Raw genomic sequence first — 17,492 nt, 5'->3', positions numbered from 1 at the left:
AATCAGTGATATGCGGATGGCCCTGCCATCCGCATTGTTATTTGCCTGACCTTTTTCAATATTTTCTATATAAAGCGCCGCCATTGTATGTTTTGGAGCTTTGCCCGGATTTTTATTGCAGCTGTCCCACAAATTCCTTTACCTGATTCACGTCCCTGCCGCCAATCACTATATAACGTACATTCTCATAGATAAAACAGGCAAATACCCCGCCGCCGGATGATGTGATAAGAGCCACAGGTATGTCCAGCGCCGGGTGGCAGAAGGTTTCCATTTCCATTTCCGTTTCCTTCCCCACAACCCCAAAGGCTCCCAGATACCCATCAGAACCGGTCAGGAAATCCATATCGTAAGACATATAAACCGGCCGGCCACCCGCATCATTATATGCAACAGAAACAGATATGGAGGCAGATTCATTATAATCAAAATACTGCAGGGAGATGGGCCGGGGGCCGCTGCCCAGTGCCAGCCGGTACGGTTCACTATATTCCAGCAAATCCAGCCCTAAGTCATCCTCAAGCGCCTGAAAGGATGTGTAATATTTGCACAGGTTTTCGTCCAGACCCTGGACTCTGCCTGTGTTGAGGGAACGGGCAGCACCCAAATCAACAGAGTCATCGGGGGTCTTTACTATACCGCTAAGATAGCTGTTGATTTTTGACGCCAGGGAGGTTATCTCTCCCGGGAAAGCAAAGGCGGCTATCATGACGGCCAGGGCTGCGGCTGCAATCATCCTTCCTTTTTTACCTGAAAACAGAGGGGAAATCCGCTTACTGTCCAGGAACTGCTGGTTCTCAGAGGCGGAAAATATCATGGCCTCTTCTATGAGTTTTTGGTCTATACTGCCAATTTCCTTAAACAACTCCGTTGATTTCATAGATGTGCTCCTTCCTGTTCAAGATACATTTTCAGCGATTTCCGCATACGAAAAAGCAGGGATTTCACATGGCTTTCACTCATACCGGTCACAGCTGCAATGGAACGAATCGTATCCCCATACCAATAGCGGCGGATAAAGAGAACCCGCTTCTGCTGCTCCTGCTCCCACAGAAATCGGCTGATTAATCTGGCTGTCTCCCCTTTTTCATACTGTACTTCCGCACTGTCTGCCCACACGGCGCACTCATCCAGTTCAGACAGCAGACGGTTCAGATTCTTATTCCTCATTTTCGCATGGTTATAATCATAACGGTCCAGGGCAATGTTGCGTGTGATGCGCCCCAGATAAACCGACAGCCTATCAGGCCTGTCCGGAGGAATGCGGTTCCAGGCGGCAAGCCAGGTATCATTGAGGCATTCCTCCACATCCTCCCTGTTCTTTAGAAGGTTCCAGGCAATCCTCCTGCAATATGAACCGAATTTTTCCGACGCCTCAATGACAGCCCGTTCAGAGCGCTGCCAGAACAAATCTATCATATCCTGCTCGTTCATATCTCACCTCCTGATATATAAGTGCAGGGTTCGCTTTGGATAATCTGCCATGTACACGGCCGGCAGTAAATACAGGAATTCCCCCCTTTACTAATAGAGTAGGAAACAGGCATGGATTGGTTGCACATGAACGGCATTTTATTTTTTTTTGCCTTCCTTCTTTGTAAAATACCGACCGCACAGAATTCTGAAGAAACCCTATTGTATATTATGTATGTACGGTTCACGGATTCCGGTGTTATTTTCTACTTGCAAATTGCAGGTTAAGAGAGTACATTATTGGGATGAAATTCATGGAAACAGAGAGGAATACATACATGGCCGCAAATGTGACAAAGGATATGACTGAAGGCTCCCCGGTAAAACTGATACTGGGATTTTTCATCCCCATGCTGTGCGGGCTGCTGTTCCAGCAGCTGTATAATATGGCGGACACCATCATCGTGGGCAAGTGCCTGGGCGTCAGGGCCCTGGCAGCGGTGGGCTCCACCGGCTCCATCAACTTTATGATAATCGGTTTCTGCCTGGGAGTGTGCAGCGGCTTTGCCATTCCGGTGGCCCAGAAATTCGGTGAAAAAAACGAAAAGGCCCTCAGGCGGTTCGTGGCCAACAGCGCATGGCTGGCAATCCTGTTTTCCGTGGTCATGACCGTGGCCGTATGTCTGTTATGCCGAAACATCCTGGAGCTGATGCAGACGCCGGAGGATATCATCGACGGGGCTTACAGCTATATCTTTGTGATTTTCCTGGGGATTCCGGCCACCTATCTCTATAACCTGCTGTCCTGTACCATACGTTCCCTGGGAGACAGCACCACCCCTCTGATTTTCCTGGTGTTCTCTTCCGTGGTGAATGTGGCCCTGGACTTTTTTACGATTCTGGTCCTTAAGATGGGGGTGTCGGGAGCTGCCTGGGCAACCATCACGGCCCAGGCAGTGTCGGGAATCCTGTGTCTGCTGTATATGAGAAAAAAATTCACCATCCTTAAGATGAACGATGACGAGTGGAGACCGGATGCCCATTACATGAAGATTTTATGCAACATGGGGATTCCCATGGGACTGCAGTATTCCATCACAGCCATAGGAAGCGTAATCCTGCAGACCGCAGTTAATTCTCTTGGCTCCATGGCAGTGGCCGCAGTCACCGCGGGCAGCAAAATCAGCATGTTTTTCTGCTGTCCCTTTGATGCCCTGGGCTCTACCATGGCCACCTACGGAGGACAGAATGTGGGAGCCAGAAAGCTGGACCGTATTGACCGGGGCTTAAAGGCAGGGGCTGTTATGGGCTGTGTCTATGCAGTGATAGCCTTTGCCGTGCTCTGTTTCTTCGGCGAATGGATTGCCCTGATGTTTGTGGATAAGGGAGAAGGGGAAATACTGAGGAACACACGCCTGTTTCTCATGGGCAACAGCCTGTTCTATATCCCTCTGGTGTTTGTCAATGCGGTCCGCTTCATGATTCAGGGACTGGGATATTCCAGGCTGGCCATCATTGCCGGTGTATGCGAGATGGCGGCGCGTTCCTTTGTGGGCTTCTGCCTGGTGCCTGTGTTTGGCTACATAGCTGTGTGCATCGCCAGCCCGGTGGCCTGGATAGCCGCAGACCTGTTTCTCATACCGGCTTACCGCCATGTGATGAAGAGCCTGAACAAGCTGTTTTACGGCAGGAGCCGGGCAGCGGGCGGGGCAGAATAATTTGCGGCAGGGCCGCAGGTGGAACCGGAGTAGTCCGGATGTCATCAAAGAAAGCTGCAGGAGAAAATCCCATGGAGGATAATCCTGCAGCTTTTTCATTTATGAATGTGAAATTGTCATACATCCTTTACTCCCGGATACCTGCCGGGGTTCGCTCCCAGGGAAGTACGGGCTGAAGCTTGTAATCCACAACCAGGTCCTTGCGGCTGTAGAGCCTGCGGAAATTGCCCAGTATCCGCTTCATGACCATCTCTCCCTTTTCCATGGTCACAGTAGGAAGGAGGATAATGTACTGGCTGATGCTGTAGCGGGTGTACACGTCGCTGCACCGCAGGGAATCGCGGATGGCACTGTTCAGATGCTCCATGGCCTTGCTGAGGACCGTTGTTTTGGGGACCCGTCCATCCAGGTCGCCGATGGTGAGCAGACACAAATAGATGGAATCACCTGTGCGCTCAATGGCCCTGCGTTCCAGCTGGAACAGGTCATGGAATACGGGATATTCACAGTAAAATGCACCTCCGGAGGCTTCCTCCTTAAGGGTTTCCTGTATGGAATCCAGATTGGTGTTGATGCCCTGTTCCTTGCTGCGGATAGCCTTATACAAATCCTTAAAATGGTCTGACGGCGAGATGGAGAATTCATTATAAAACAGGTCCAGGGTATGGTTGTATTCTTCAATGGCCTGGCTGGTGTGGCCGTCCCTGTAGAGGGAGTAAACCAGGTGATAGTGGAATTCTTCATCAAAGGGTTCAATTCCCACAGCTGTCTGGCAGATGGAGGTTATCCTGGAGAAGTCTTCCTTCTTAGTAAGCAGCTCCACTGTCTTATAGACCAGCTTCTGGTACAGGGAATGGTAGTATGTACTGATGGGGATGACCCAGGATTCATATTCGGATTTGGGAAGGAAATCCCCCTTGTACAGCTCCAGCCCTTCAAGGCACAGCTCCAGGGCTTCATCTTCTCCCATATCCTGATTCAGCACCCGGGTGCAGATGGACTCAAACTGGTCAATGTCCAGGACAGATGGATAATCCTGTGTCCAGCAATAGGAGCCCCGCTGCTGGACCAGCAGCTTCTGGGGAGGAATCCCCAGGGGTTCAAGCAGCTTGCGGCTGCGGAACATCAGGGTCTTCAGGGCGCCGCCCGGGTTGACGCCGGGGTCGTCGGCCCACACGATGTTGATAAGTTCGCCGGGACTGATGGATTTCTTCTGGAATACAACCAGATATTCCAGGAGACACCATGGCTTTTTTGACTGGTTGCTGTTGTCGGTTATCTCTTTATCGCCAACCCTGAGGGAAAATCCGCCCAGGGTTTTTATATAAATTGTTGGTCTGTCTTCCATAACGGATGCATTCATGTCTGCTCTCCTTTGCAAAAGCGGGGTCACTCTAAGATAAGTATACTAACCAGAACCATAATTGTCCAGAAAAAAAATACATAAAAAAGTAGTGCCCTGTACTTTTGTAACCGGATTGTAACCGGAGGCTGTTATAATGATAACAGGTTTAATGGGATTACTATGTCAATTTATTAGAGAAAAGCAGGTGAATATATGTCGATTGCAAAAACAGGGGCCCTACCGGATTCATACAAATATGTAAATGTAGCCATTGACAGTTTTGATGGCCGCCTGTTACAGGGGAGGCTTTATCATGACAGCCTGGAGGAGGCAATGCCCTTTGGCTGTATCTCAGAGATGGCCATCTGCCTGGAAAACCTGTACGATGAACTCCGCTATCCCATGAAGAGTGTGGACCAGAGGTCCTTTGTGGGGATGAACCACGCCGGGGTATCCTTGCGGTGCGGGGATGAGTCCGGAAAAAAGCGGATACAGGGAAAACTGGCCGAGTTCAGTCTTCATGTGAAATACAGGTTTCATTCCACATGGCAGGGTGATATAATGGATTTGAGAAACGGCAGCACCTATTCCTTTCAGAGCTTTTTGGAGCTGATGGATTATCTGGACCGTTCTCTCGGATGCGGAAGTGATATCATCCACGGCCTGGGCAAGCGGATGTGTGAGGTGGCTGTGCGGAATTTCAGTCATTTCGTCATGGGCGGGGACGTATCCCATCCGGCGGTGCCGGACCGGCGGGAATTTGCCAGTGAGTTTGAGCTCAGGGATGAAGTGGAACGCCTCCTTCTGCCTCTTCCGGAAGGAGAGGAGAAGGGCAGCATCATCATTCCCAGAAGCGTCATGGTCAATGCAGAAGGCTTTGGTCCCATGACCTTTGTCATAAGGGTCATGTTCAGACGGAACGCCACCTGGCAGGGAACCATCTGCTGGAAGGAGAAGCGCAGGCAGATTAGTTTCCGCAGCTTTTTGGAGATGCTGCTTCTGATACAGGAGGCAGTGGCTGACAGCGAAGGATGGAATGGGGAGCTTAAAGCGGCCTCCGGCCATATGGGATGACAGCAGGAAAGGACATATAATCATCTATGAATCAGAAAAAAGGAAATAGCAGGATACGGGGCGTCATCATCCTTGTATTGCTGGCCATCATGCTGGTAAGCGGCGCCATGAGCGTCCACAGCTGGCTGGAGGACAAGAGGACCAGGGAGGAATATGAACGGCTGGCCGAACTGGCCAGGGAGACAACCCCGCAGCCGTCCGCAGAGGCAGTGACAGAGCCCGGCCCTGCGGAGCCGGAGACAGAACCCTATGTATCCCCAATTAACTTTGAGGAACTGATGAAGGAGAATCCGGATACCATTGGATGGATTCGTGTGCCGGATACCAACATCGATTATCCCATTGTACAGGGAGAGGACAACGATTTCTACCTGAATCATGATTTTTACGGCAAGGAGAATATTGCAGGCGCCATTTACCTGGACTTCGAGAGCCAGGGCGATTTTGTGGGACGCAACAATGTGCTGTACGGCCATAATATGAAGAACGGAAGCATGTTCAAGGATGTAAACCGTTATAAGGACGAGGCGTATTTTAAAGAGCACCAGTTTTTCAGCATCTATACGCCTGACCGGGAAATCAGGTTAAAGGCAGTGGCTGCCTATTACGGGGAGGCCCAGCCCATTGTGCGCAAGACCAGGTTCAAATCCCAGGAATCCTTTGACGCCTTTGTGCATGAGATGGTGAAGCCCTGCGGCTACAGCCAGGAGATTACATATCCGGCCAGGACACTGTATACTCTGGTTACATGCAGCTACGAAATCAACGATGCCAGGACGTTCCTGTTTGCCGTGGAGGTGGATGAGGACGGAAATCAAATCCAGCCTGATGATGCATTCTTACAGCGCATGGATGAACTGATGGGGGACAAGGCCGGGGAAGGGACCCAGGAAGCCGGTCAGGAAACAGCAGCCGGAACAAAGGAAAATAAATAGCAGAAAGTGATTATATATGACAGCCATGAATTCCCAGTTAAAGGATTTATGGCTGTTTTTACAAGTATTTATACCTTTTTCCTGCATAAAAAAACGTATTTGGGTATTGGAAAACAGGACGAGTTATGTTATACTTAGCACGTTAGGCGCATGTATGCTTAAGAAATGAAAGTGCGCCGTGTTTAATAGGGCAAGGTTTTAGCTGTTTAGGGATTGCCGGTCATCAGATGACAGTGGAGTCATACCTGTGTGGATGGGTGTGGCTTTTTTCTTAGACAGTAAAGCCGGGAATATTTTTAAGAGGAGAGATTATTATGAAAATGAGTGCAAAGAAAGTTTTAGGCCTGATTCTGGCCGGCGTCCTTGCTGCCGGTTCCCTGACAGCCTGCGGCGGAGGCAGTACAGCAGCAACAGCAGCAGACACAAAGGCAGAGACAGCAGCTGCAGCCGGCGATGCCAAGGCAGAGGGCGACGCCGCAGCCGGTACCACGGCAGCCGCAGACAGCGGAGAGAAGAAGACGCTGCGCGTGGCCATGGAATGTGCATACGCGCCTTACAACTGGACGCAGCCGGATGATTCCAACGGTGCAGTGGCTATTGCTGACAGCAATGAGTTTGCTTATGGATATGATGTTATGATGGCAAAAAAGATTTGTGAGGAACTGGGATATGACCTGGAAATCGTACGTCTGGACTGGGATTCCCTGATTCCGGCTGTCACCACAGGACAGGTTGACTGTGTTATCGCAGGACAGTCCATTACCTCCGAGCGCCTTCAGGCAGTGGATTTCACTGAGCCATATTACTATGCAACCATCGTTACTCTGGTAAAGGAAGGCAGCAAGTATGCAGATGCCAAGAGCGTTGCAGACCTGGCGGGTGCCACCTGTACGTCCCAGCAGAGCACCATCTGGTACAACACCTGTCTGCCTCAGATTCAGGATGCCAATGTACTGGCTGCAACTGCCAGCGCTCCTGACATGCTGATGTCCTTAAACGCCGACAAGTGCGACCTGGTTGTTACTGACCAGCCTACAGGCAAGGGCGCTCTCATCGCTTATCCTAACTTCAAGATGATTGAGTTTGGCGGCGGCGATGCTGATTTCCAGGTAACGGATGAAGATATCAATATCGGTATTTCCTTAAAGAAGGGCAATACGGAGTTAAAGGATGCCATTAACAGCGTCCTCACAAAGATGACAAAGGATGACTTCTCCAAGATGATGGACGAAGCTATCTCTGTTCAGCCTCTGGCAAATTAATACGCAGGTTCATCTGCAGAGGGATAAGCAACTGATTTGCAGAAAGATGGCATTGCCGGCAGGCGAAAGTACGTTAAAGAGTAAGGAGAAGGGATATGCCAACAGACTTTTTCGGCCGTGTTATGGTCGTATTCAACCGATACGGTATGTCAATGCTCCAGGGCGCAGGCGTCAGCCTTAAGATTGCCCTGGTAGGTACCCTGGTGGGCTGTATCATAGGCTTTGCCGTGGGTATAGTCCAGACCATACCGAATGAACGGGGAGACAACCCGGTAAAGAGGGCTGTACTCTGGGTCGTGAAACTGATTCTGAACGCCTATGTGGAGTTCTTCCGCGGAACACCCATGATGGCCCAGGCCATGTTTATTTATTACGGGCTTCTGCCCATGTTAGGAATCAATATGTCCATGTGGGGCGCTGCTTATTTTATTCTTTCCATCAATACAGGCGCTTACATGGCTGAGACGGTCCGCGGCGGAATTCTTTCCATTGACCCGGGACAGACAGAGGGAGCAAAGGCCATCGGCATGACCCATGTACAGACCATGCTCTATGTGATTCTGCCCCAGGCTCTGAGGAACATCATGCCCCAGATTGGCAACAACCTGATTATCAATATCAAGGACAGCTGCGTGCTCTCTGTTATCGGCGTCACGGAGCTGCTGTATAAGACCAAGGCAGCAGCAGGAGCCCTGTACATGAATTTCGAGGCATATACCATCACCATGATTGTATATTTCATCATGACATTCACCTGTTCCAGAATCCTGCGCTGGTGGGAAAACCGGATGGACGGCGCGGACAACTACGACCTGGCCACCACCGATACCCTGGCCCATACCAGCGGTATGTACCGGTTCCCGGATGAGAAGGATAAGAAGAAGGAGGATGCGCGATGAAAGGAGACAGAATATTAGAAATCCGTCATTTGAGCAAAACCTTCGGTACCAATCCCGTGCTCAAGGATATTGACTTTTCAGTCAGCAGCGGAGATGTGACCTGCATCATCGGAGCTTCAGGTTCCGGAAAATCCACCCTGCTCCGATGTCTGAATCTTTTGGAGACGCCTACCACAGGTGAAATCATGTACCATGGAACGGATATTGCCGATAAAAAGGTTAATGCGCCCCAGTACCGCTCCAAGGTGGGCATGGTGTTCCAGAGTTTTAATCTGTTCAACAACATGACTGTGCTGGAGAACTGTATCATCGGACAGGTAAAGGTTCTTAAGAAGAACAAGACAGATGCCCATAAGAATGCCATGTACTACCTGGAGAAGGTGGGGATGGCTCCCTATATCAATGCAAAGCCCAGACAGCTTTCCGGCGGACAGAAACAGAGGGTGGCCATAGCAAGGGCATTGGCCATGGAACCTGAGGTACTGCTTTTTGACGAGCCCACATCTGCATTGGACCCGCAGATGGTGGGCGAGGTGCTGGAGGTCATGCGCAAGCTGGCCGGAGAGGGCCTTACCATGATTATCGTCACACACGAAATGGCTTTTGCCAGGGATGTATCCAGCCATGTGGCATTTATGGCCGGCGGCGTGATTGTGGAGGAGGGAGAGCCCTCCCAGATATTCGGTTCGCCTAAACAGCTTCAGACCCAGGAGTTTTTGAGCAGGTTTATGCACGGGTGATTGCGGTTGGCGGATGCAGATACAGATTATAAGATTGCAGTTGGCAGATGCAGACTGCAATAGCAGTATAATAGTATGACAGATGAGATGGAAACGGAGCGGAGGCAGATGTCCCGGCTCCGTTTTTATTTGTGCCGGGCTGCTGCTTTATTCCTTGTCTGATGAGACAGCCTTGGTTACATAGGGATAGAGATCCTCATAGGCTTCCTTTTCCGCCTCGTCCTGAGGCAGGGAAGGTATCAGGCCTGTACAGTCCATGGTGGAGCAGGCTTGTATGTCAACGTCAAAATCGTCTTTTTCCTTGTGTTCCAATTGGATTTCACCTCCTTGTGGTGTGTTTTTGATTGATTCTCAAATATAGTTTGCGCCAAGGCAGAGGACTCATACTGGTAAATTGAAAGCAGGGCAGCCATTTCTTTCAAAATAGCTGTCCTGCTCAGGGGGATTTTGAGATATCATGTTATTTCTGGTTTTTTTCCTTTAGAGCAGCCTCAATAAATCCTTTAAATAAGGGATGGGGCCGGTTGGGCCTGGATTTGAGCTCGGGATGGGCCTGGGTGGCAATAAACCAGGGATGGTCCGGAAGCTCTATCATTTCCACAATCCGTCCGTCAGGGGACAGGCCGGAGAGCATCATGCCGCATTTTGCAAGCGCTGTCCGGTAGTCGTTATTGACCTCGTAGCGGTGTCTGTGGCGCTCATGGATGGTGGACTCATTGTACAGTCCATAGGCTTTGGAGGTCTTGTCCAGGACACAGGGATAGGAGCCCAGCCGCAGGGTGCCGCCGATGTCCTCCACTCCGTTCTGCTCCGGCATGAGATGGATAACGGGATGGGTGGTGGCGGGATTCAGCTCCACGCTGTGGGCGTCTGCGTACCCGGCCACATTTCTGGCAAATTCCACAATGGACAGCTGCATTCCCAGGCAAAGTCCCAGGAATGGTATGCTGTGTTCCCGGGCATACTGGATGGCGTAAATCTTTCCGTCGATGCCGCGGTCGCCAAAGCCGCCGGGAACCAGGATGCCATGGATGTCTTTGAAGATTTCAGAGGCATTTTCCGGGGTGACTGTCTCGGAGTCCACCCATTTGATATGGACAGAGGCACGGTTGGCAACGCCTCCGTGCTTCAGGGCCTCCACCACGGAAATGTAGGCATCGTGAAGCTGGATGTATTTGCCTACCAGAGCAATAGTCACATCCTGTTCCGGATGCTTCCATGCGTCTATCATGGCCTTCCAGTCTGTCAGGTCCGGTTCAGGGCAGGGCAGGTCCAGGCATTCACAGGCAGACTGGGCCAGATGCTCTTCCTCCATTACAAGGGGGACTTCATAGAGCACGTCCACATCCAGGTTCTGGAGTACGTGATGTTTGGGAACATTGCAGAATTGGGCGATTTTCGTCTTGATGCCGTCGTCCAGGGGGAGTTCGGAGCGGCAGACAAGGATATCGGGCTGGATGCCCATTCCCTGAAGGTCTTTTACGCTGGCCTGAGTCGGCTTGGTCTTAAGCTCTTCTGAGGCTTTCAGATAAGGGATAAGAGTTACATGGATGATGCATGTGTTGCCGGGGCCTGCCTCATGCTGGAACTGGCGGATGGCCTCCAGAAAGGGCTGGCTTTCGATGTCGCCTACCGTGCCGCCGACCTCGATGATGGCGATTTCCGTTTCCTTTTCCGTGTAGTTGCGGTGAAAACGGCTTTTGATTTCGTTGGTAATATGGGGGATTACCTGTACGGTTCCGCCGCCGAAGTCTCCGCGGCGTTCCTTTTGCAGGACCGTCCAGTAGACCTTGCCTGTGGTGACGTTGGAGTTTCTGGTAAGGCTCTCATCGATGAAACGCTCATAGTGTCCTAAGTCCAGGTCTGTCTCAGCGCCATCGTCCGTCACAAAGACTTCTCCGTGCTGCACCGGGTTCATGGTGCCGGGGTCGATGTTGATGTAGGGGTCGAACTTCTGCATGGTCACTTTGTAGCCTCTGGCCTTTAACAGACGGCCAAGGGATGCTGCGGTGATGCCTTTTCCCAGGCCGGATACTACGCCGCCGGTTACGAATACGTATTTGACTGGCATGATTGGGGATACCTCCTTTTCTTGTTGTGGGTGTCGTGTGACTTGTTTGATATAGTATCAAAAAAATAACTGAAACATTATACATCCTCATTGAGAATAAATCCAGGACTTTTTGTAAAAATTTAAGAAAATTAATTGTTCTTTTCTTGATTTATGGGGAGACTGACACTATAATGGTAGAGAATGGGTTTTTGTTGGGAATTGATAGATGGCCCATTCAGAGGGAGAATTTGTACAATATGGATAATAATAACAAACAGGACCCGAATATGAAGAGTAACTGGCAGACCATAACCATGCTGGTGGTGGCGGCCATACTCACATTTATCGTGGTCAGCAGTATGAACAACTATCTGAATTCCAAGAAACGTCAGGAGTTGTCCTATAATGAGTTCGTCCAGATGGTGGAAGCGGGCGAGGTGGATTCCATCAAGGTGGGCAGTACGGAAATCACGGTTATCCCTAAGAAGGGTAATACTAAGTATTCCCAGAATCTGGATTATTATGTGGTGAGACTGGAAGGCGATTATGATTTTGTCAGCAGGATACTGGATAATAACGTGGTCACCAACCGCGAGAAGAGCGACAGCAGCACCCTTCTTCTGGTCCTGCTGAATTATGCGGTCCCATTCCTGTTCCTGCTGTTCCTCATGAACTTCACCATGAAGCGCATGGGCGGTGGCGGAATCATGGGTGTGGGCAAGTCCAATGCCAAGATGTACGTCCAGCGGGAGACCGGCATCACCTTCAAGGACGTGGCCGGTGAGGACGAGGCCAAGGAGTCGCTGACTGAAATCGTGGATTTCCTCCACAATCCGGGCAAGTACACCAAGATTGGCGCCAAGCTGCCTAAGGGAGCTCTTCTGGTGGGCCCTCCCGGAACAGGTAAGACCCTGCTTGCCAAGGCAGTGGCAGGAGAGGCCCATGTGCCCTTCTATTCCCTTTCCGGTTCTGACTTTGTGGAGATGTTCGTGGGCGTGGGTGCGTCCCGTGTCCGTGATTTGTTTAAGAATGCCACTGAGAATGCACCCTGTATCATCTTCATTGATGAGATTGACGCCATTGGACGCAGCCGTGACAGCCGTATGGGCGGCAACGACGAGCGTGAACAGACCCTGAACCAGCTGCTCTCCGAGATGGATGGTTTTGATTCCACCAAGGGACTTCTGGTACTGGGCGCCACCAACCGTCCGGAGGTTCTGGACCCGGCCCTTCTCCGTCCGGGACGTTTTGACCGCCGCGTGGTGGTGGATAAGCCGGACCTTAACGGCCGTATCAACATACTTAAGGTGCATTCCAAGGATGTGCTCCTGGATGAATCCGTAGACTTTAAGGAGATAGCTCTGGCCACCTCGGGCGCTGTGGGCGCGGACCTGGCCAACATGATGAACGAGGCAGCCATCAATGCGGTTAAGCACGGGCGCAATGCCGTGTCGCAGAAGGATTTGTTTGAGGCAGTGGAAGTGGTGCTGGTGGGCAAGGAAAAGAAGGACCGCATCATGAGCAAGGAAGAACGCCGCATCGTGTCCTATCATGAGGTTGGCCACGCCCTTGTGAGCGCGCTGCAGAAGCATTCCGAGCCAGTGCAGAAGATTACGATTGTGCCGAGGACCATGGGCGCTCTTGGATATGTCATGAATGTGCCTGAGGAGGAGAAATACCTCAACACCAAGAAGGAGCTGGAGGCAAGGCTGGTAGAGCTGATGGCAGGCCGCGCTGCGGAGGAAATCGTATTTGAGACCGTTACAACGGGAGCAGCCAATGATATCCAGCAGGCCACCAACCTGGCCAGGGCCATGGTGACTCAGTATGGTATGTCTGAAAAATTCGGACTCATGGGACTTGAGTCCCAGGAGAACCAGTATCTGACAGGCCGTGCCGTATTGAACTGCGGCGATGCTACGGCAGCCGAGATTGACCGGGAGGTCATGAAGATACTGAAGGATTCCTACGATGAGGCAATACGCCTTTTAAGCGATAACAAGGATGCCATGGACCAGATAGCGGCATTCCTCATTGACAAGGAGACAATCACAGGTAAGGAATTTATGCAGATATTCCGCAGGGTAAAAGGCATTCCGGAGCCGGAAGAAACCAAAGAGGCTGAGGATAAAGCGTTACCCGGTGAGAAGAAGGATGCTTTGGAAACGGACCAGGAATCGCAGGCAGTCCAGGACAGGCAGATGGGCCAGGAGGCGCAGCCGGACCAGGACGGGCAGATGGGCCAGGAGGCGCAGTCTGACCAGGAAGCGCGTATGAACCCGGACACACAGCCGAATCCGGGAACCCGGCCAGGGCCGGAGGATTCAGACAGGTTTAATGATTCAGAAAAGAAGCCGGAGGATACAATGTGGAGCCATCCCGGCAATGACAGGAATCAGTAGAATCTGCCAATCCATAGGACAGTAATATCAGACGGAAATGATAAAGAATAACAGGCGCCAATGCTGCTGGGAAGCAGTGCTGGCGCCTGTTTTGCACGGCGGGCAGTCTGGTTTGTACATTGCCGTATGTCTGTAATTTTTAGCAGAAAATGGTAAGACAGCCGGATTGCCCTTGTACCGGGGAGGATTATTTAGTATAATAATACATATAGCAACCAATGTCCGTACCATTGTAAAAGGGGGCGTTTTTATGGATAATAAGTATGTTAAGATACATACCACCGGCTGTAATGCACCGCTTAAGATTACACCGGGTCACTTTGCCACCAACCATGCCCATATCAATTATTATCTGGATATGACAACCTTAAAGACCAGGCTCAGCGAGGCTCAGGAGATTGCCAGAAGCCTGTCCGGACTGTTCCTCTATGACACGGTAGTGGACACCATTGTGTGTCTCGAGGGAACCCAGGTCATAGGCAGTTTCCTGGCAGAGGAACTGACCAGTGCAGGAGTTCTCTCCATGAATGCCCATAAGACCATCTACATCGTGACTCCAGAGTTCAACAGCAACAGCCAGATGATATTTAAGGAGAACATACTTCCCATGATTCGGGATAAGAATGTCATTATCCTGACAGCGTCCGTGACCACGGGTCTGGCACTGAACAAAGGAATTGAATCCATCCGGTATTATGGAGGCAATCTGAGGGCCATTACCGCTATCTTCAGCACATTGGAGGAGCTCAACGGATACAGGATTACATCTATTTTCGGAAAGAAGGATTTGCCTGATTATACGTATTATGACTACAGGGACTGCCCGCTGTGCAAGCAGGGCAAGAAGCTGGATGCCCTGGTGAATGCTTATGGGTATACCAGTTTGTAGTGGAGCTGGATGATATAAATAATAGGGATGCAGGTTGAAAGGCCGGAGAGCGAATGTGCTCTCCGGCCTTTATCGGTCTTATTTCTTTTTCTTCCCCAGATAAGCCGCCTTCACAGACTCGTCTGCCAGCAGCTCCCTGCCGGTTCCGGAGAGGGAAATCCGGCCTGTTTCCAGTACATAACCCTGGTCTGCAATGCGCAGGGCCATGTTGGCGTTCTGTTCAATCAGCAGGATGGTTACGCCCTGTTTGTTGATTTCCTTTATGATATTGAATATATCCCGCACAATAAGGGGGGCCAGGCCAAGAGACGGCTCATCCATCATCATGAGCTTTGGATGGCTCATGAGGGCCCTGGCAACGGCCAGCATCTGCTGTTCGCCTCCGGAAAGCGTGCCGGCTAACTGCCAGCTGCGCTCCTTTAACCTGGGAAACAGGCTGTACACCCACTCAATATCCTGGTCCAGGGAATCGGTTCTTAGGTAAGCTCCGATTTTAATGTTCTCAATGACCGTCATGTCCGGAAACACCCGTCTGCCTTCAGGCACCAGGGTGATGCCTTTGGATACAATATCAGGTGTATCCATGCCTAAAAGCTCTGCGCCGTCAAACTGGATGGAGCCGGCCGAGGCCTTTACCAGTCCTGCAATGGCCCGCAGGGTGGTGCTCTTGCCAGCGCCATTGGCCCCTATGAGGGTGACAATGGATTTCTCAGGCACCTCAAAGCTGATACCCTTTACAGCCTCGATACCGCCGTAATTCACTCTTAAATCATTAATCTTCAGCATCGTCGCTCACCCCCAGATATGCTTCTATTACTTTTGGATTGTTCTGGACTTCATCGGGCGTGCCATGGGCTATGAGCTTGCCGAAGTCCAGCACATAGATGCGGTCGGATATCTGCATGACCAGGTCCATATGGTGCTCTATCATGAAGATGGTCAAGTGGTAATCGTCCCGGATTTTGTGGATAAAGTCAGTCAGGTCCTGTGTCTCCTGTGGATTCATGCCGGCGGCCGGCTCATCCAGAAGAAGCAGGCTGGGGCTGGTGGCCAGGGCCCGGGCAATCTCCAGGCGGCGCTGCAGCCCGTAGGGCAGGGAGGATGCTATCTCATTTTTTAAATGGGCCAGCCCCTGCATTTCCAGAAGCTCCATGGATTCATCGCGCATGCGTTTTTCTTCAGCATGGTTGAGGCGCAGCGTGGCTGAAAAGACATTCTGTTTTGCCCGCATATGCTTGGCAATCAGCACATTTTCAAACACAGTCAGAGCGCCGAAGAGACGGATGTTCTGGAAGGTCCTGGCAATGCCCAGCTTGGTAATCTGGTCCGGGGTTTTGCGCACAGGAGCCAGGTCCGCGGGAGGCACATCGCCCTCATAGAGGCGGCGCATCTTGCCCTGGGGTGTATCGGCCAGTATGACCTCCCCGTTAAAGGATACGGAACCAAAGGTGGGCTGGTAAATACCTGTGACACAGTTAAAAGCAGTGGTCTTGCCTGCACCGTTGGGTCCGATAAGGGCCACGATTTCGTGCTCATTTACATCCAGTGTCAGTCCGTTCACTGCCACTACGCCGCCGAACTGCATAGTGATGCTTTCCATATGCAATACATTTTTTACGTTGTTTTCCATGTTATTCATCAGCGTATACCTCCCTTCTCAGCGGAAGAGGGCTTTTTGCCTTTGCCCTTAAGCCTGCCGGGAATGCCCCGTATGAGCCGGAACAGTCCGTCCCAGGAGAATTCGTGGTTCCCCATGATGCCGCGCCGGTAGAAGAGGACCACCATCATCAGCAGGATGGAGAAAATAACCATACGGAATCCGGAACGGAACAGGGGAACGCTTACCCCTGCAATGGTCAGGGGGTCATCGAAGAAACGCAGCAGTTCCCTGCCTGCGGTAACCAGGAATGCGCCCACAACGCTGCCTGTGACGCTGCCGATGCCGCCCAAGACCACAATCAGCAGGATGTCATATGTAAGGGCCACCTGGAAGGTCTTGGAATCAATGGAGCGCATAAACATGGCCAGCATTCCGCCTCCCACCCCGGTGAAGAAGGAGGAAATCACAAAGGAAAGCTCCTTGTAATGGAACAGGTTAATGCCCATGGACTGGGCAGCCACTTCATCCTCCCGGATGGACTTAAAGGCCCTGCCGTAGGAGGAGTTAATGAGAAGAAGCATCAGGGCAATGCACAGGGCGGCCAGTCCGAATACCGCAAAGATATTGGGAAAGCCCGGTATGCTCTTTAGTCCGTAGGAACCATTGGTAATGGTGTCGAACATGGGGGCAGCTATGAATGCGCGGATGATTTCCGAAAAGCCCAGTGTGGCAATGGCCAGATAATCGCTCTTTAAGCGCAGCACAGGAATTCCGATAAGGGCTGCCAGAGCTGCTGCCGCCAGTCCGCCAAGGAGCAGGGCCACGGGGATGGGCAGCTGGATATTGGCAATCACCGGCGAAATGCCGCTTACATAGTACACGCTGGCCCTGGAACCCACCGGAATGGTGAAGATGGCCACCACGTAGGCGCCAATGGCCATAAACCCTGCCTGGCCCAGTGAGAACAGGCCCGTAAAGCCGGTCAGCAGGTTCATGGATACAGCCACCACTGCGTAGATGGCGCTTCTCTCCAGAATGGAAATCTGGTAGCTGTATTCGGCTGTGTCAGACTGCAGGAATGCCAGGAAGCCGATGATTACCACCAGGGCAATGAGGGTATATAGTTTGTTTTTGTTCTTTGTCATATTCTTCATGTCCGCCA

At 51.4% G+C, this 17,492-nt stretch carries 16 protein-coding genes; 8 read left to right on the top strand and 8 right to left on the bottom strand.

What is annotated here, in order from left to right; translation table 11 throughout:
- Positions 1–112: 112 nt before the first annotated feature.
- Positions 113–880 carry a hypothetical protein gene (locus FGS84_RS15120; RefSeq protein ID WP_138309378.1) on the bottom strand — a complete coding sequence of 256 codons (768 nt, stop codon included), beginning with the start codon at positions 878–880 and terminating at the stop codon, positions 113–115.
- Positions 877–1,434 carry a sigma-70 family RNA polymerase sigma factor gene (locus tag FGS84_RS15115; RefSeq protein WP_138309377.1) on the bottom strand — a complete coding sequence of 186 codons (558 nt, stop codon included), beginning with the start codon at positions 1,432–1,434 and terminating at the stop codon, positions 877–879. The genes FGS84_RS15120 and FGS84_RS15115 overlap by 4 nt, the downstream gene beginning before the upstream one ends.
- 317 nt (positions 1,435–1,751) lie before the next feature.
- Between FGS84_RS15115 and FGS84_RS15110 the strand changes: the two genes are divergently transcribed.
- Positions 1,752–3,131: an MATE family efflux transporter gene (locus tag FGS84_RS15110; RefSeq protein ID WP_138309504.1), complete on the top strand. Its 1,380-nt coding sequence runs from the start codon at positions 1,752–1,754 to the stop codon at positions 3,129–3,131.
- Positions 3,132–3,258: 127 nt separating this feature from the next.
- On the opposite strand, the gene FGS84_RS15105 is transcribed toward FGS84_RS15110, so the two are convergent.
- Positions 3,259–4,494, bottom strand: a complete 1,236-nt coding sequence (locus FGS84_RS15105) for a BTAD domain-containing putative transcriptional regulator (RefSeq protein ID WP_138309376.1) — start codon at positions 4,492–4,494, stop codon at positions 3,259–3,261.
- Positions 4,495–4,689: 195 nt separating this feature from the next.
- Here FGS84_RS15105 and FGS84_RS15100 point away from each other — a divergent pair, with 195 nt between their 5' ends.
- The 5 genes from FGS84_RS15100 (at position 4,690) to FGS84_RS15080 (ending at position 9,386) form a co-directional block, all read left to right on the top strand.
- On the top strand, positions 4,690–5,550 hold the full coding sequence (locus FGS84_RS15100) for a hypothetical protein (RefSeq protein WP_138309375.1): 861 nt from the start codon (positions 4,690–4,692) through the stop codon (positions 5,548–5,550).
- A 26-nt stretch (positions 5,551–5,576) separates the two neighbouring features.
- Positions 5,577–6,485, top strand: a complete 909-nt coding sequence (gene srtB / locus FGS84_RS15095; protein ID WP_138309374.1) for a class B sortase — start codon at positions 5,577–5,579, stop codon at positions 6,483–6,485.
- Positions 6,486–6,799: 314 nt separating this feature from the next.
- Positions 6,800–7,747 (top strand): transporter substrate-binding domain-containing protein, encoded by a 948-nt coding sequence (locus tag FGS84_RS15090; protein WP_138309373.1) that lies wholly within the window; start codon positions 6,800–6,802, stop codon positions 7,745–7,747.
- Between the two features lie 95 nt (positions 7,748–7,842).
- Positions 7,843–8,646, top strand: a complete 804-nt coding sequence (locus FGS84_RS15085; RefSeq protein ID WP_027641035.1) for an amino acid ABC transporter permease — start codon at positions 7,843–7,845, stop codon at positions 8,644–8,646.
- Positions 8,643–9,386 (top strand): amino acid ABC transporter ATP-binding protein, encoded by a 744-nt coding sequence (locus tag FGS84_RS15080; protein ID WP_138309372.1) that lies wholly within the window; start codon positions 8,643–8,645, stop codon positions 9,384–9,386. Before FGS84_RS15085 ends, FGS84_RS15080 begins: the two co-directional genes overlap by 4 nt.
- 147 nt (positions 9,387–9,533) lie before the next feature.
- Here the strand turns inward: FGS84_RS15080 and FGS84_RS30900 are convergent, their stop codons facing one another.
- Both FGS84_RS30900 and FGS84_RS15075 read right to left on the bottom strand, forming a co-directional pair.
- Positions 9,534–9,698, bottom strand: coding sequence for a hypothetical protein (locus FGS84_RS30900; RefSeq protein ID WP_171042639.1), 165 nt, complete (start codon positions 9,696–9,698; stop codon positions 9,534–9,536).
- A 148-nt stretch (positions 9,699–9,846) separates the two neighbouring features.
- Positions 9,847–11,457 carry a CTP synthase gene (locus FGS84_RS15075; RefSeq protein ID WP_138309371.1) on the bottom strand — a complete coding sequence of 537 codons (1,611 nt, stop codon included), beginning with the start codon at positions 11,455–11,457 and terminating at the stop codon, positions 9,847–9,849.
- Between the two features lie 239 nt (positions 11,458–11,696).
- Here FGS84_RS15075 and ftsH point away from each other — a divergent pair, with 239 nt between their 5' ends.
- Positions 11,697–13,841: an ATP-dependent zinc metalloprotease FtsH gene (gene ftsH / locus FGS84_RS15070; protein ID WP_138309370.1), complete on the top strand. Its 2,145-nt coding sequence runs from the start codon at positions 11,697–11,699 to the stop codon at positions 13,839–13,841.
- A 250-nt stretch (positions 13,842–14,091) separates the two neighbouring features.
- Positions 14,092–14,730, top strand: coding sequence for a phosphoribosyltransferase (locus FGS84_RS15065; RefSeq protein ID WP_138309369.1), 639 nt, complete (start codon positions 14,092–14,094; stop codon positions 14,728–14,730).
- Positions 14,731–14,808: 78 nt separating this feature from the next.
- Here FGS84_RS15065 and FGS84_RS15060 read toward each other — a convergent pair whose 3' ends face one another.
- Genes FGS84_RS15060 through FGS84_RS15050 form a run of 3 tightly spaced genes read right to left on the bottom strand, consistent with a single transcriptional unit; the run spans position 14,809 to position 17,484 of the window.
- The gene (locus FGS84_RS15060) at positions 14,809–15,516 is read right to left on the bottom strand and encodes an ABC transporter ATP-binding protein (protein WP_138309368.1); all 708 of its coding nucleotides are present in this window, start codon (positions 15,514–15,516) and stop codon (positions 14,809–14,811) included.
- Positions 15,503–16,369 carry an ABC transporter ATP-binding protein gene (locus tag FGS84_RS15055; RefSeq protein ID WP_138309367.1) on the bottom strand — a complete coding sequence of 289 codons (867 nt, stop codon included), beginning with the start codon at positions 16,367–16,369 and terminating at the stop codon, positions 15,503–15,505. The genes FGS84_RS15060 and FGS84_RS15055 overlap by 14 nt, the downstream gene beginning before the upstream one ends.
- Positions 16,369–17,484, bottom strand: coding sequence for a branched-chain amino acid ABC transporter permease (locus tag FGS84_RS15050; protein WP_138309366.1), 1,116 nt, complete (start codon positions 17,482–17,484; stop codon positions 16,369–16,371). Before FGS84_RS15050 ends, FGS84_RS15055 begins: the two co-directional genes overlap by 1 nt.
- Positions 17,485–17,492: the final 8 nt, after the last annotated feature.

It is taken from the genome of Clostridium sp. 1001271st1 H5 (genome assembly GCF_005845215.1).
Taxonomy (GTDB): domain Bacteria; phylum Bacillota; class Clostridia; order Lachnospirales; family Lachnospiraceae; genus Enterocloster.
Note: the sequence above shows the minus strand (reverse complement) of the source record. Positions and strands in the feature narration are given on the sequence as shown.

Excerpts from the sequence above, each read along its gene's own strand:
- FGS84_RS15120 (WP_138309378.1), bottom strand. The coding sequence starts at position 880 with ATGAAATCAACGGAGTTGTTTAAGGAAATTGGCAGTATAGACCAAAAA.
- FGS84_RS15115 (WP_138309377.1), bottom strand. The coding sequence starts at position 1,434 with ATGAACGAGCAGGATATGATAGATTTGTTCTGGCAGCGCTCTGAACGG.
- FGS84_RS15110 (WP_138309504.1), top strand. The coding sequence starts at position 1,752 with ATGGCCGCAAATGTGACAAAGGATATGACTGAAGGCTCCCCGGTAAAA.
- FGS84_RS15105 (WP_138309376.1), bottom strand. The coding sequence starts at position 4,494 with ATGAATGCATCCGTTATGGAAGACAGACCAACAATTTATATAAAAACC.
- FGS84_RS15100 (WP_138309375.1), top strand. The coding sequence starts at position 4,690 with ATGTCGATTGCAAAAACAGGGGCCCTACCGGATTCATACAAATATGTA.
- srtB (WP_138309374.1), top strand. The coding sequence starts at position 5,577 with ATGAATCAGAAAAAAGGAAATAGCAGGATACGGGGCGTCATCATCCTT.
- FGS84_RS15090 (WP_138309373.1), top strand. The coding sequence starts at position 6,800 with ATGAAAATGAGTGCAAAGAAAGTTTTAGGCCTGATTCTGGCCGGCGTC.
- FGS84_RS15085 (WP_027641035.1), top strand. The coding sequence starts at position 7,843 with ATGCCAACAGACTTTTTCGGCCGTGTTATGGTCGTATTCAACCGATAC.
- FGS84_RS15080 (WP_138309372.1), top strand. The coding sequence starts at position 8,643 with ATGAAAGGAGACAGAATATTAGAAATCCGTCATTTGAGCAAAACCTTC.
- FGS84_RS15075 (WP_138309371.1), bottom strand. The coding sequence starts at position 11,457 with ATGCCAGTCAAATACGTATTCGTAACCGGCGGCGTAGTATCCGGCCTG.
- ftsH (WP_138309370.1), top strand. The coding sequence starts at position 11,697 with ATGGATAATAATAACAAACAGGACCCGAATATGAAGAGTAACTGGCAG.
- FGS84_RS15065 (WP_138309369.1), top strand. The coding sequence starts at position 14,092 with ATGGATAATAAGTATGTTAAGATACATACCACCGGCTGTAATGCACCG.
- FGS84_RS15060 (WP_138309368.1), bottom strand. The coding sequence starts at position 15,516 with ATGCTGAAGATTAATGATTTAAGAGTGAATTACGGCGGTATCGAGGCT.
- FGS84_RS15055 (WP_138309367.1), bottom strand. The coding sequence starts at position 16,369 with ATGAATAACATGGAAAACAACGTAAAAAATGTATTGCATATGGAAAGC.
- FGS84_RS15050 (WP_138309366.1), bottom strand. The coding sequence starts at position 17,484 with ATGAAGAATATGACAAAGAACAAAAACAAACTATATACCCTCATTGCC.